We start from the raw sequence: 13,066 nt of genomic DNA, 5'->3' as shown, positions 1-13,066 counted from the left end.
CGAATGGAACAAGTTGCGCCATATAAACCAAAACATAAAGTACGAATTGTAACTGCAGCATCACTGTTTGATGGGCATGATGCAGCCATCAATATAATGCGTCGAATAATACAATCTACAGGAGTAGAAGTTATTCATTTAGGGCATGATAGAAGTGTAGAGGAAGTCGTAAATACAGCTATTCAAGAGGATGCTAATGCTATTGCGATGACCTCATATCAAGGTGGTCATAATGAGTATTTTAAATATATGTATGACTTACTAAATGAAAAAGGTGCTGGTCATATAAAAATCTTCGGAGGTGGAGGCGGAGTTATTCTTCCTCAAGAAATTAAGGACTTAATGGATTATGGTATTACCAGAATCTATTCTCCAGATGATGGAAGAGAAATGGGACTTCAAGGTATGATTAACGATTTAGTAATGCAGTCTGATTATGCCATTGGAGATCAACTTAACGGAGAAGTGAATATTCTTCAAGAAAAGAATCCTAAATCTATAGCTAGAGTAATATCTGCCGCTGAAAATTTTCCAGATGTCGCAAAAGAGGCTCTAGAAACCATTCATACTAAAAATAAGAATTCTAAAACACCGGTTTTGGGAATTACAGGAACAGGTGGTGCAGGTAAATCTTCATTAGTCGATGAATTAGTAAGACGTTTTCTAATTGATTTTCCAGAGAAAACCGTAGGCTTAGTTTCAGTTGACCCATCTAAACGTAAAACTGGTGGTGCTTTATTAGGAGATAGAATTCGTATGAATGCCATTAACTCACCTAGAGTATATATGCGTAGTTTGGCGACACGTCAATCTAACTTGGCATTATCTAAATATGTTAATGAAGCTGTTGAGGTTTTAAAGGCAGCTGAATATGATTTAATTATACTTGAAACATCTGGTATTGGCCAATCAGATACCGAAATTCTTGAGCATAGTGATGTATCGCTTTATGTGATGACACCAGAATTTGGTGCTGCGACTCAACTCGAGAAAATTGATATGCTGGATTTTGCTGACTTAGTGGCTATTAATAAATTTGATAAAAGAGGTGCTTTAGATGCGCTACGTGATGTGAAAAAACAATACATGCGTAACCATAATTTATGGCACGCGGATCCAGATACTATGCCAGTTTTTGGTACTATAGCTTCTCAGTTTAATGACCCAGGAATGAACACGCTCTATAAAGCTATTATGGATAAAGTGGTTGAGAAGACAGAAGCAGATTTAAAATCTACTTTTGAGATTTCTAAAGAAATGAGTGAAAAGATTTTTGTCATTCCACCATCACGTACACGCTACCTATCAGAAATAGCCGAGAATAACAGAGCTTACGATAAGACTGCTGATGCTCAGGTAGATGTTGCTCAAAAGCTTTATGGAATATATAAAACTATAGAATCAGTGCTGGATGTCATTGCGAGTGAAGCGAAGCAATCTCATCTAGATAAGCATGGATTAAATTCAGATGAGATTCTGAAGCAAGTTCAGGATGACAAAAAAGATTTTATAAAACTGCTTATTGCTGAATTCGATCGTGTTAAACTAAATCTAGATCCTTATAACTGGGAAATTATTACAGGATGGGATGATAAAGTGAATCGTTATAAAGCGCCGATATATTCCTTTAAAGTAAGAGATAAAGAGATTAAGATTGAAACACATACGAAGTCACTTTCGCATTCAGATATTCCAAAGGTAGCGTTACCAAAATATGAAGCTTGGGGAGATATCTTGAGGTGGTGTTTACAAGAAAATGTACCAGGTGAATTTCCTTATGCTTCAGGATTGTATCCTTTTAAAAGAACTGGTGAAGATCCTACACGTATGTTTGCTGGTGAAGGTGGACCTGAGCGTACCAATAGGCGTTTTCATTACGTGAGTTTAGGTATGCCAGCTAAACGTTTATCCACAGCTTTTGATTCAGTAACGCTTTATGGAAATGATCCGGACTACAGACCAGATATTTATGGGAAAATTGGTAATGCAGGTGTAAGTATTTGTTGCTTAGATGATGCAAAGAAATTGTATTCTGGCTTTAATTTAGCTGATGCTATGACATCTGTGAGTATGACCATTAATGGACCTGCACCAATGTTATTAGGTTTCTTTATGAATGCAGCTATCGATCAACAATGTGAGATTTACATCAAAGAAAATGGTCTTGAAAAGGAAGTTGAAAAGAAAATAGTTGCTCTTTATAAAGGTAAAACTAGACCAAGTTATAATGGCGATATTCCTGAAGGGAATGATGGTTTAGGACTAATGCTTTTAGGTGTTACTGGTGACCAGGTTTTACCAAAGGATGTTTATGAAAACATAAAAGCAAAAACGATCGCTCAGGTAAGAGGAACCGTACAAGCTGATATCTTAAAAGAAGATCAGGCGCAAAATACCTGTATTTTTTCAACAGAGTTTGCATTGCGATTAATGGGTGATGTACAAGAGTATTTTATTGAAAATGGAGTTCGAAACTTTTATTCAGTATCTATTTCGGGTTATCATATTGCAGAAGCTGGTGCCAATCCAATTTCACAATTGGCTTTTACTTTAGCTAATGGCTTTACTTATGTAGAGTATTACTTAAGTAGAGGTATGGATATTAATAAGTTTGGACCAAATTTATCGTTTTTCTTCTCAAATGGTATTGATCCGGAATATGCGGTTATTGGCCGTGTAGCACGTAAAATTTGGGCAAAAGCTTTAAAGCATAAGTATGGAGCAAACCCAAGAGCACAGATGTTGAAATATCATATACAAACCTCTGGACGTAGTTTACATGCTCAGGAAATAGATTTTAATGATATAAGAACGACACTTCAGGCGCTTTATGCAATTTACGATAATTGTAATTCATTGCATACCAATGCTTATGACGAAGCCATTACCACACCAACCGAAGAGTCGGTTCGCCGTGCTATGGCAATTCAGTTGATTATTAATAAAGAATTAGGCTTAGCTAAGAATGAAAACCCAATACAAGGCTCATTTATAATCGAAGAACTAACAGATTTAGTTGAAGAAGCGGTTTTAACAGAGTTTGATAGAATTACTGAGCGAGGAGGGGTACTTGGTGCAATGGAAACTATGTATCAACGTTCTAAAATTCAGGAAGAGAGTTTGTATTACGAAACCTTGAAACATAATGGTGAGTTTCCAATTATTGGTGTAAATACCTTCTTAAGTAGTAAAGGATCACCAACAGTACAACCAGCTGAGGTCATTAGAGCCACGGAAGAAGAAAAAGAGTTTCAAATAAAAACTCTAGAACACTTACATACAGCTCATGATACTTCAGATTTATTAAAAGACTTACAGTTGAAAGCTATTAATAATAAGAACATTTTTGAAGCTCTAATGGAAGTTTGTAAAGTGTGTTCTCTTGGACAGATTACTTCAGCATTGTTCGAAGTAGGGGGACAGTATAGAAGGAATATGTAGCTCTTAATTTTTTTTAAGTTTACTTGCATCTTTTTCATAATCTCATCGTCTATTAGATGAATTTAAAATTGATATTATGAAAACTATAAATGAATGTACTTGCAATTGCGAACCATGTAATAACGGAAAATGCACAGATTGTACATGCGATAATTGCACGTGTAGCAATTGTAATTGTTAACCATTAATCAGCTTTGATTGCTTTTAAATCTGAGCTGATTTTTTTATATTAAAGTATGACAACAAAAACAGTTTGGGATAAATATTCAGCAGATATTAGGCGTTTCATTTTGAGCAAGGTTAAGGATGAAACAATATCAGATGATATACTGCAAGATACTTTTATTAAAGTGCATACCAAACTTCATACATTAAATGATGATACAAAGCTAAAACCATGGTTGTTTTCTGTAGCTCGATATACGATTCTAGATTACTTTAAAACTTCAAAAAAAGTGGTTGAGTTAAATGATTTTAAGGATGAAATGGATGCACAATCGACAACACATACCGAAAAAGATTGTTTGAGGGGTATATTAGTTAACCTTCCTAAAAAGTACAGAGATCCTATATTTCTGTCTGATATTATGGGACTAAAACAAAAGGATGTTGCAAAACGTCTCCATTTACCATTGCCAACCATAAAATCCCAAATTCAACGTGGGCGAAAGCAAATTGCACAAGGATTTATGGATTGTTGTGGTTATAAAATGAACAAAAAAGGCTATTTAGTAGGTGAAATACAAGAAAAAGAAAATTGTAAGATTTGTAATTAAAGCGTCATCATCCAACTACGTTGAAGCTTTTTAAACTTTTTTAGCTCGTCTTTTAGAATTGGTAAATAATCTTTTCCATTACTTTTAGAACGTTCTAACCGTCTACAATTACTATATAATTTGCTTGTTAAACGTTCTAGGCTTTCTAAATGCTGATGTTTTTTTTCGGAGTAGCGTTCGCGCTCTGCATTAATAATTTCTGGTGCCAAATTTGTAGACTGCTGTACAATATCTCCTGAGAAATAAATGTCATTATCTTCAGAACCATCATGGTTTAAATATGAAAGATCATGATTTAAATACTTAGATATACTTCGAGAAAGCATAATAATATCCATTGCCTTTCTGTATACAGGCAAATCTGATAAGTGTGATGGTAGGTTATAATTCATTTTCAATAGCAATTACAACGAAATTACGGAGTAGGTGTGATATTTTACTTTAATATTTAAAGTAAAATTGTATATTTACTTTAATATTTATATAATTAACACGTGATTTCTTTAAATGAGTATAGATAGCTTAAATTGGAAGATTCTAAAATGTCTACAGCAGAGCGCACGTATGTCTAATGCCGAGATTGGCAGACGTGTTGGTGTAAGCTCTCCAGCTGTAAGTGAACGTATTAAAAAAATGGAAGATGCAGAAATAATAGAAGGTTACACTACGTTGGTATCTCCTTTTGAAGCAGGTTATCAGTTGAAAGCTATTATAACACTAAGAGCTTTTATGGGAATGTTAAAACCGTTTTTAGAAAAGGTTAAAACTTATGATGAGGTTGTAAATTGCTATAGAATAACTGGTAATGAAAATATAGTGATGGAGGTCGTTTTAAAAAATCAAAAGCATTTAGAATCTTTTATTGATCAGTTGATTAGTTATGGTGAAACCAAAACCCAAATTGTATTATCTCATGTGGTAAAACATAGTGAGATTAAACCTTTGAAATAGCTTACTTTTCAATTACCAAATGTGGTACTTTTTCCAGATTCCAATCTATGACTAAACCTTTGGCTAAAGATTTGGCTATATCTTTTCCGTAAAGATGTTCGCTTAAATATAACGCAGCTTCAAAAGATTTTGCTCCACCAGCTGAGGTAATATACTTGCCATCATGTATAAAAAGTACATCTTTTCGAATATCTAAATCAGGAAACATCTTACGCATTTTGTCTATATCATTTGGGAAGGTTGTGGATACCACATTATCTAGTAAACCAGCTTTGGCTAAGACAAAAGCACCATCGCAATGCGAGGTGATAAACTCTGCTTCTTTATCTACCTTTCTAACAAAATTGAGCATAGTTGTATCTTCTAAATCAGTATCTAGATGATGTTCGGCACTCGGAACTACTAAGATGTCAATTTTTGGTAATGAATCTTTTACATAATTAAAATCTGGCAATAGTCGCATCCCTTCAAAAGTTGTAATAGGCGCATCGGTATTGGCAACCGTAAAGACATTCATAGCCTTAATATTCTCTCTAAAAATAGTATGCTGAAAAATATCGTAAGGTGCTGTAAGCTCTGTATTATAAACACCATCCATAATTAAAAAAGCCACATTATAGCGATTAGGTTCTAATTCTGGGAATTGTTTCTCATTAAGAACTTCGGTACTGAACGTTGTTGGAGTATGATTTTGAATTTCATCTGATAATTTAGTGTTTTCTTTTAAATTATTACAGCCATAATACATTATAAGCATTACTATTGGTAGTATGTTCTTCATTTTGTTAATTTAGGGAAAGATTATTTTGAATATCCATTTTTAAGAGCGTATACAGCTAACCCAACTCGCGATTTTAATTCTAACTTTTCAAATAAGCTATCTCTATAATTTTCTACTGTTCTTGGGCTACAAAACATTTTTTCAGAAATCTCTTTATAGGTCATTTCAGTAGTTGTATAAGTTAAGAATTCTATCTCTCTTTCAGATAAATTATTTTTTAAATCTGCATTTATTGTATTTTCACTGATAGAAGTTAGTATTTTACTAGAAGCCCAATCTGGAAAAAAATGACCTTTCTCTATAAGTGTATTTAACCCTTTTTCTAGGTCAATTGGGTGGGTGTTTTTTAACATATAACCTCTAGCTCCATTTTTAATCATCTTAATTAAACTTTGTTCATCATCTTGCATACTTAATACCATTACTTTAATATTTGGATGATGCTCTTTGATCCATAATGCAGTCTCAAACCCATTCATAATTGGCATGCTTATGTCTAACAATACGACATCGGGTAAGATGGGTTTTGTTTTTAATTTTTCTTGAAAATCCATTCCATTTTCACTTATATGAATAACTTCAAACTGTTGAAAATTTAATATAATAGCTTTTAGGGCATTTGCAATTAAAACATGATCGTCTACTATTGATATATTGTATTTCATCTAAATAGGAATCTTTAAAGTTAAAAACGTACCTGTCTTATTACTAAATATTGAAGAAGAGCCATTAAGTATCTTAATTCTCTTATCGATATTATTAAGTCCAATACCATTTGATTTTAGATTTTTAATATCAAAACCTTGCCCATCATCACTTAATTGTAGCTCTAATTCTGTACTGGTATTTGAAAGGTTAATATTGATATTTTTACAATTAGAATGTTTTAGGCTATTTTGTATAAATTCTTGCACAATTCTTAGTAATATACTTTTAGTTTGATAAGAATTAACATTAACTGTTAGTGAACTATCATAGTTGATATTATATTTTTTCAACTGGTTTATTTTTTGACATTCTAAATCAATCAGATTAATCATTGAATTTTCTTCTATTGTATCACAAGTTAGAGATTTAGAAAGGTATCTTAGTTGGCTAAGTGATTCATTAATGATATTATTTACATTGTTAATGTTTTTATTTAGTTGAGGAGAATTATTTTCAAAAACAATCTGTTGTAAATAGATACTAGATAAGGTGAGTTTTTGCCCAACATTATCATGTATTTCTTTACCTATATATTTCATTGTTTGAGTTTGTATTTCTACCTGTGTCTCTAATAGTTCTTTTTTGTGAAGTAAGTTCATTGTTTCAAGTTCTTCAGTATGTTGCTTTTTCTTTTTTTGATATTCTCTTACGAAAATAATAATACCACCAATGAAAGCCATAAAGAAAATATTGAATAGAATTAATGTTAATATTAATGTGTCTTTCCCCATATAAATGAAGCTGAAAATAATAGATACATAATGCAGTTAGTTGTCAAGAAATAAGTGCGATAAATACTCCAAATATCGTAGTAATTCTTATGTAATTCTGGACCTAATACATGATAAGGATAATTTCCAATGTAAAATAAAACTACTCCTATGTTAATATAAAACATCTTATTTACTTTAAACTTAAGAATATTATCTGTTTTCACCTGTTTTACAAATTCTAAAATTATTAACCCAATTAGTATAATAGTACCAATATTGATTCCTATGGCGTTAGCCTCGTGTATATTTTTAAATAAAACTGCAAGTATTAAAATGAATAAGTAAGATACAGATGATATTAAGAAAATTTTCTTTTTTTTGAGTGATTTGAAAGCATATAGCCAAAAGAAAAATAAATATTGTAATGGAATTCCTAAAAGTGTGTAATAGGTAAACCTATATTCTCTGTCAATATTAGTATTAAATGCCCAAAAACCTTCTTGTATAAAAATGATTATCAGGTAAACAGAAAACCATTTCCAGTAGCTTTTTTTAAGTTTTTTAAAATAAAAAACACCTATGAATGCGGATGAAAATATGCTTATTCTTAGGCAGTTTTTTAGAATAATATGGTGTTCTTCTATCATTAGTGGCTAAATTTCATTCCTCCAATAGAATATGGCGGGTACATTTCACCATGATTTTTTCTTAGATTCCTTGATTCTGAAGAAGGCATTAAGGCTAATATCTTCCTTGGATTATGTCCATCTGATAATTGATTATATGAAGTAGTCAAACCCAAATTATAAGTTGTTGTGTCAAAAGGATTGTAATCATATTGAGTTGATCCAATCTTTCGAGTTGGAATCATCACTAAAGTATGTTCCATTTCGTATTGCTCTGTAATGGAATTGCCTAAAAAACCTGATAAATCATTTGCATATGAAGCTCCAGGACTCCATGTAACTTTTTTCGGATAGCGAGCATAATATATTCTCACTCCAAGATCTTGGCTAGATACATTTTGTTTTTTTGCCTCATTTTCTATGTGATAAATGAATTTTTTTAAAGCTATAAGATCAAATCTTATTGCCATTATACTATCATTATTTAATCTTGATTGGTTTTGATAAAGCTCTGTCATTTCATGTACTAGACCTACTTCTAGTTCACTTTTTTCTGAGTTTTTATAATTTGAACATATAGAATTGTTATCTGTTGTAATGCTTCCTTTACCCTCAAAAAAAGAACAACTACTTGTCATTAAAGTTACTGCTCCTGCAAATATTACTAAAGTTAAAAATTTTGTTTTCATAATTCTGATTTTAAGTTATTTAAAATTACATTTTAATTTCTCTTACAAAGGAATAACCATATACTAATTCTACAGCAAGTGTTAAAACCTAATCCTTTAAGGTTAAACCACCCAAATGATTTTAGTTGATTAAACATGTCCATTTAGGTTAATGACTCCAAGATTTTAAATGCCTGCGTTAAGAGATTTGTGGGGTAAAAACACGGAAGCCGAAAAGTGAACAGAGTAGGCGCATTTAAAATTAAATAAAATGGAGAATATTGAATTATTAAAAAAGATTACAGAAGTAATTAATGAAGAGAAGGGCACTAAGCCAAATGATAAGCCAGATGAAATTATACAACTTGCTATGCCAAGATGGGTAATAAAGTTAATTATTTGGGCTCTAAAACTATTAATTGAGTATCTAGAGAGAAAATTAGATGAGATCAAGTAGAAAGTAAACTATTGTTTATATAATAAACCCAACTGTTTAGGATTATTAATTCTTTAACATTTGGGTTTCTTTAGAATAAAACCATTTTACTCTAACTAACCCTCCAAGGCGGATTCTTTCTATTCTCACCAGCATTAAATATAATGAGATGATTTCCATCTGGGTCTTCTAAATTTACATCAGACCAAAGCCAAGGTTGCTCTGTAATTTCAGTTTTAAAAATAATACCTTTTTCTTTAAGTTGAGAAACTGTTTTTGATAGGTTATTAACCTCAAAATAAATAGTAGTACCATCTCCAATGGGTAGTTTTTCAACTTTATGAATAGAAAATGTACTATCTCCTTCGGGACATTCAAACCTAACATAACGTGGTAGAGCATCTACTATTAAAATTAGCCCTAGTTTTTTATAGAATTCCGTCGCTGTTGATAAATCCAACGACGGAATCGTTATTTGGTTTAAATTCATGTTATTTCCTTTTTTAATCTATATTTTAGGTAGATTAAGAACAATACGCCTAATAGACCCGAGCTAATCATAATATTCCAAGTCATGTCATAGCCTATTTTATCAATAAGTTGAATGCCACCATTATGTCCAAAAACATTAGCAAGAGAAAATGCCATTAAATACATGGCAAGATACTGTCCTTTTTTTCCTCTTTTAGAACGATCCATAGCAAAAGCATTAGAATAGGGAAAACCTATCATTTCGCCAACTGTCATAAGTAAAATACTCATTATTAAAATACCAGTCCATGATGTAAGGTTTATAACCACAAAGCTTAATACAGTAAGTAATATTCCTATCGAAGTTAAGAGTATTTTATTATATTTTCTTTTATCTAACCAATGAATTAATGGCATTTCTAGTATAAAAATTAAGAAGCCATTTAAGCCCAGAAGTAAACCTATTTCTAACTCAGTGAGTTTATGAATATTTCTATAGTACAAAGGCATTGTAGAAAAATACTGCATAAAGATTACCGCAAATAAAAACATAGCTAAAAAGAATATCCAATATGGGCCATCTTTATAAGCCGATTTTGGGTTTTCAGTTTTTTCATCATCTAAAGGCTTAGCTACTCTAGGGTTTAATACTTTAATTAAAAGCAATGTTGCTAGAATACATGTAATACCATCAACCCAAAATAGACCTCCATAATCTAATTTTGATATTATGAGGCCACCAATAGCTGGTCCTGCTGAAAATCCTAAATTAATAGCTAGTCTTATAAGTGTTACCGAACGTGTTTTATTTTCTGGTTTACTGTAAACGCTCATTGCAACAAACATAGCTGGTCTAAAAGTGTCAGCAACTACCATTACTAAAAATATACCAATACAAACTTGAGTAAATGATGTTAAAAATTGAAGCGCAATGAATACAATGCCTGTACTCAATAAACTTCTTACCATTACTTTATAATACCCTATTTGATCGGTCAGTTTTCCACCTAGCCATGTTCCAACAACAGAACCTAGACCAAAACAACTCATTATCCAGCCAACTTGTGGAAACGAAAATGATAAGTCTTCATTTAGATATAGAGTCAAGAATGGAATTACCATTGTGCCTGATCTGTTTATAAAAGTTATCAGCGCGAGCCACCAAACTTCTCTAGAAAGCCCATTGAAAGTATTGAGATAGTTTTTAAATAGTGTTTTCATGTTGGTCATTGTTATAAAAATAAAAAGTCCGACGGTATCGTCGGACTTTTAAATATTGTTTAATAGTATATAAGTATAGCTACAATAGATAATGCGTCCGAATGTTTTCCGTAGAAATCACACAGGTTAGCCTTACATATCTATTAACTTGTAACATTATTTTTGTTTGTTTAATAGCTCAAAGCTACAATAAAAATTGATATGTTGTATTTTTGAGTTTTAAAATGATTTAGATATGAAGCATTTCTTTTTACTTTTTTTAATGATTTTTTCTTTGAGTTGCGCACAAGACAAACAAATGTTAAACGAAGAAACTCAATGGCAAAAAGAACTTAATGCAGAGTATAAAGACGCAAGTAAATCACCTTTAAAAAAGAAAGATTTAAAGACCTTTAAAGGATTGGATTTCTTCAGATTTGATTCAACCTATGTGGTTAAAGCAAATCTTAAAAGAACGCCAGATTCTAAATGGTTTGACATGAAGACCACTACAGATCGTGTATCTAAAGAACGTATTTTTGGGGTAGTTACTTTTGAGTTGAAAGGAATTAGGTGTCAACTTAATGTGTATCAAGGAAAAGAGCAGATGCAGACAGAAGGATATCGTGATTATTTGTTTTTACCATTTTTAGACGATACTAATGGAAATGAAAGCTATGGTGGTGGTCGTTATATCGATTTGCGAATTCCTGAAGGGGATACCTTAATGATTGATTTTAACACAGCATATAACCCATATTGTGCTTATAATGAAAAGTACTCATGCCCAATTGTACCAAGGGAAAATTATATCGCTACAGAAGTAAAAGCTGGAGTTAAAGCTTTTAAAAAGTATTAGGGTTTTACTAAATACATTCCGAAAAATACAGCTAGAAATCCAATAACAAAACTAGCAATAGTATAAATTGCAAAACTTGTGAAATCACCAGATTTTAAAAGCACATGATTTTCGTAAGCAAAGGTTGAGAATGTTGTAAACCCTCCACAAAAGCCTGTGGCTAATAAAAGTGTTTGGCTTTCAGAAAGACTATCATTTTTTGCAGCTAATCCTAAAATAATACCAATTAATAAACTACCAAGAATGTTAGCTGTAAAAGTGCCATAAGGAATACCATCTCCAGAACTGTTAAGCCATTTTCCAATAACAAAACGAAGCGCACTTCCAAAGCCACCTCCAATAAATACAAGTAAGAGTTGTTTCATGTATATGCTATAAGAATATTAACTATTTCACAGCAACATAAATTTCGGTAACCCAATCTGCCGGGTTAGGAGTACCTATGGGATCTGTTAAATAGGTTTCTAGCATTGGTCCAACTTCAATCATTTCTAGATTGTTGTCAGTAATGTATTTCATGGTGGCTTCCCAAGCTTCTTTTAGATTATTATAATCTCCTTTTAAAACCGTTTTTACAGCTTTAAATGATTCTAACTGACCAGTTAATATACCTTCTTCATTAGAAACCACTTTAGAATTGGTTGGTACGCAACAAGAAAAAATTACAGCATCGTTCTCTTCATCCCATTTATGATATAAGATATAAGGAGGTCCTGCCATAGTAACATTATTTGTCATAGCATAAGCACCAACTTTTGGAAGCATTTCTTTCATTTTTGTTTCAAACTCACCAAACTTACAAGAAGTGGTGTTGTAGAGGTAAAAACCACCACTATGTTGTTTTACGCCTTCGGTATTAATACTATACACTTTCATTTCTTTTTGCACAACACTATCTAACATTTCTAAACCTCTTTCATAGTGTGGTCCAATTTGTTTTTCCATGCCGCCCATTATTGTAGCAAAAGCCTTAAAACCAAAAGGTAAATCTTTACCAGAAATGGACCAGGTAACATCGGTTGTACCATTTGTATTAGATTTTAAATCCCATGTAACTTCATTAACAGGAAAATCAGCGAATTGCATTTCTTGTGTGATGGAACTGTTTGGTTTTGTATCAGTAGTTTTCATTGTGCCAATGCCATCTTCATCCTCCCATGAGTATGAACCACCAACACCTTTGGTCTGCTCAGACAAGGTAATTTTTGTTTCAGGTTTTGCTTCTACCCATGAATTCCACGATTCCCAATTTTTAAAATCGATGATGTTGTTATAAACAACAGCCTGAGGAGCATTTACAGTCCTTGTCCTTGTCACCTCAAAAGAATTGGGTTGTACCGCAATGTATATTGAAAAACCTATGATTAAAACCAATAGCAGTAACAAGATGTATTTAAGTATTTTCATTGCATTTGATTTAGTAGTTACCCAAAGAT

15 protein-coding genes are annotated in these 13,066 nt (G+C 32.1%); 5 read left to right on the top strand and 10 right to left on the bottom strand.

Annotation, left to right across the window (positions count from 1 at the left end):
- The first annotated feature begins 3 nt into the window (after positions 1-3).
- Both Q0912_RS06155 and Q0912_RS06150 read left to right on the top strand, forming a co-directional pair.
- Positions 4-3,441 carry a methylmalonyl-CoA mutase family protein gene (locus tag Q0912_RS06155; RefSeq protein WP_299113080.1) on the top strand — a complete coding sequence of 1,146 codons (3,438 nt, stop codon included), beginning with the start codon at positions 4-6 and terminating at the stop codon, positions 3,439-3,441.
- 236 nt (positions 3,442-3,677) lie between these two features.
- A complete protein-coding gene (locus tag Q0912_RS06150) occupies positions 3,678-4,217 on the top strand; it encodes a sigma-70 family RNA polymerase sigma factor (protein ID WP_299113078.1) in 540 nt (179 codons plus the stop codon).
- Here the strand turns inward: Q0912_RS06150 and Q0912_RS06145 are convergent.
- A complete protein-coding gene (locus Q0912_RS06145; RefSeq protein WP_299113076.1) occupies positions 4,214-4,609 on the bottom strand; it encodes a hypothetical protein in 396 nt (131 codons plus the stop codon). The two genes, Q0912_RS06150 and Q0912_RS06145, sit on opposite strands and share 4 nt — an antisense overlap.
- A 115-nt stretch (positions 4,610-4,724) precedes the next feature.
- On the opposite strand from Q0912_RS06145, the gene Q0912_RS06140 reads away from it, so the two are divergent.
- The gene (locus Q0912_RS06140) at positions 4,725-5,168 is read left to right on the top strand and encodes an Lrp/AsnC family transcriptional regulator (protein WP_299113074.1); all 444 of its coding nucleotides are present in this window, start codon (positions 4,725-4,727) and stop codon (positions 5,166-5,168) included.
- 1 nt (position 5,169) lies between these two features.
- On the opposite strand, the gene Q0912_RS06135 is transcribed toward Q0912_RS06140, so the two are convergent.
- Genes Q0912_RS06135 through Q0912_RS06115 form a run of 5 tightly spaced genes read right to left on the bottom strand, consistent with a single transcriptional unit; the run spans position 5,170 to position 8,685 of the window.
- Positions 5,170-5,949 carry a DJ-1/PfpI family protein gene (locus tag Q0912_RS06135; RefSeq protein ID WP_299113072.1) on the bottom strand — a complete coding sequence of 260 codons (780 nt, stop codon included), beginning with the start codon at positions 5,947-5,949 and terminating at the stop codon, positions 5,170-5,172.
- Between the two features lie 20 nt (positions 5,950-5,969).
- The gene (locus Q0912_RS06130) at positions 5,970-6,614 is read right to left on the bottom strand and encodes a response regulator transcription factor (RefSeq protein WP_299113070.1); all 645 of its coding nucleotides are present in this window, start codon (positions 6,612-6,614) and stop codon (positions 5,970-5,972) included.
- Positions 6,615-7,337 (bottom strand): ATP-binding protein, encoded by a 723-nt coding sequence (locus Q0912_RS06125; protein WP_299113068.1) that lies wholly within the window; start codon positions 7,335-7,337, stop codon positions 6,615-6,617.
- Between the two features lie 32 nt (positions 7,338-7,369).
- On the bottom strand, positions 7,370-8,017 hold the full coding sequence (locus Q0912_RS06120) for a hypothetical protein (protein ID WP_299113066.1): 648 nt from the start codon (positions 8,015-8,017) through the stop codon (positions 7,370-7,372).
- The gene (locus Q0912_RS06115) at positions 8,017-8,685 is read right to left on the bottom strand and encodes a hypothetical protein (protein WP_299113064.1); all 669 of its coding nucleotides are present in this window, start codon (positions 8,683-8,685) and stop codon (positions 8,017-8,019) included. Before Q0912_RS06115 ends, Q0912_RS06120 begins: the two co-directional genes overlap by 1 nt.
- A 250-nt stretch (positions 8,686-8,935) precedes the next feature.
- Here Q0912_RS06115 and Q0912_RS06110 point away from each other — a divergent pair, with 250 nt between their 5' ends.
- The gene (locus Q0912_RS06110; RefSeq protein ID WP_299113062.1) at positions 8,936-9,121 is read left to right on the top strand and encodes a hypothetical protein; all 186 of its coding nucleotides are present in this window, start codon (positions 8,936-8,938) and stop codon (positions 9,119-9,121) included.
- 91 nt (positions 9,122-9,212) lie between these two features.
- Here the strand turns inward: Q0912_RS06110 and Q0912_RS06105 are convergent, their stop codons facing one another.
- Together Q0912_RS06105 and Q0912_RS06100 are read right to left on the bottom strand one after the other, a co-directional pair.
- Positions 9,213-9,590 (bottom strand): VOC family protein, encoded by a 378-nt coding sequence (locus tag Q0912_RS06105; RefSeq protein ID WP_299113060.1) that lies wholly within the window; start codon positions 9,588-9,590, stop codon positions 9,213-9,215.
- The gene (locus Q0912_RS06100) at positions 9,587-10,792 is read right to left on the bottom strand and encodes an MFS transporter (protein ID WP_299113057.1); all 1,206 of its coding nucleotides are present in this window, start codon (positions 10,790-10,792) and stop codon (positions 9,587-9,589) included. Before Q0912_RS06100 ends, Q0912_RS06105 begins: the two co-directional genes overlap by 4 nt.
- Positions 10,793-11,027: 235 nt before the next feature.
- Here Q0912_RS06100 and Q0912_RS06095 point away from each other — a divergent pair, with 235 nt between their 5' ends.
- Positions 11,028-11,630, top strand: a complete 603-nt coding sequence (locus tag Q0912_RS06095; protein ID WP_299113055.1) for a DUF1684 domain-containing protein — start codon at positions 11,028-11,030, stop codon at positions 11,628-11,630.
- Here the strand turns inward: Q0912_RS06095 and crcB are convergent.
- Together crcB and Q0912_RS06085 are read right to left on the bottom strand one after the other, a co-directional pair.
- Entirely contained in the window at positions 11,627-11,995 is a 369-nt protein-coding gene (gene crcB, locus Q0912_RS06090; protein ID WP_299113052.1) for a fluoride efflux transporter CrcB, read from the bottom strand. The genes Q0912_RS06095 and crcB overlap by 4 nt on opposite strands.
- Positions 11,996-12,017: 22 nt before the next feature.
- On the bottom strand, positions 12,018-13,037 hold the full coding sequence (locus tag Q0912_RS06085; protein ID WP_299113050.1) for an SRPBCC family protein: 1,020 nt from the start codon (positions 13,035-13,037) through the stop codon (positions 12,018-12,020).
- Positions 13,038-13,066: the final 29 nt, after the last annotated feature.

The organism is uncultured Winogradskyella sp. (assembly GCF_947498345.1).
Lineage (GTDB): Bacteria > Bacteroidota > Bacteroidia > Flavobacteriales > Flavobacteriaceae > Winogradskyella.
The sequence above is the reverse complement of the archived record's forward strand: the minus strand, read 5'-3'. Positions and strand labels throughout refer to the sequence as shown.

Coding starts and splice junctions, on each gene's coding strand:
- Q0912_RS06155 (WP_299113080.1), top strand. CDS start 4: ATGGAACAAGTTGCGCCATATAAACCAAAACATAAAGTACGAATTGTA.
- Q0912_RS06150 (WP_299113078.1), top strand. CDS start 3,678: ATGACAACAAAAACAGTTTGGGATAAATATTCAGCAGATATTAGGCGT.
- Q0912_RS06145 (WP_299113076.1), bottom strand. CDS start 4,609: ATGAATTATAACCTACCATCACACTTATCAGATTTGCCTGTATACAGA.
- Q0912_RS06140 (WP_299113074.1), top strand. CDS start 4,725: ATGAGTATAGATAGCTTAAATTGGAAGATTCTAAAATGTCTACAGCAG.
- Q0912_RS06135 (WP_299113072.1), bottom strand. CDS start 5,949: ATGAAGAACATACTACCAATAGTAATGCTTATAATGTATTATGGCTGT.
- Q0912_RS06130 (WP_299113070.1), bottom strand. CDS start 6,614: ATGAAATACAATATATCAATAGTAGACGATCATGTTTTAATTGCAAAT.
- Q0912_RS06125 (WP_299113068.1), bottom strand. CDS start 7,337: ATGGCTTTCATTGGTGGTATTATTATTTTCGTAAGAGAATATCAAAAA.
- Q0912_RS06120 (WP_299113066.1), bottom strand. CDS start 8,017: ATGATAGAAGAACACCATATTATTCTAAAAAACTGCCTAAGAATAAGC.
- Q0912_RS06115 (WP_299113064.1), bottom strand. CDS start 8,685: ATGAAAACAAAATTTTTAACTTTAGTAATATTTGCAGGAGCAGTAACT.
- Q0912_RS06110 (WP_299113062.1), top strand. CDS start 8,936: ATGGAGAATATTGAATTATTAAAAAAGATTACAGAAGTAATTAATGAA.
- Q0912_RS06105 (WP_299113060.1), bottom strand. CDS start 9,590: ATGAATTTAAACCAAATAACGATTCCGTCGTTGGATTTATCAACAGCG.
- Q0912_RS06100 (WP_299113057.1), bottom strand. CDS start 10,792: ATGAAAACACTATTTAAAAACTATCTCAATACTTTCAATGGGCTTTCT.
- Q0912_RS06095 (WP_299113055.1), top strand. CDS start 11,028: ATGAAGCATTTCTTTTTACTTTTTTTAATGATTTTTTCTTTGAGTTGC.
- crcB (WP_299113052.1), bottom strand. CDS start 11,995: ATGAAACAACTCTTACTTGTATTTATTGGAGGTGGCTTTGGAAGTGCG.
- Q0912_RS06085 (WP_299113050.1), bottom strand. CDS start 13,037: ATGAAAATACTTAAATACATCTTGTTACTGCTATTGGTTTTAATCATA.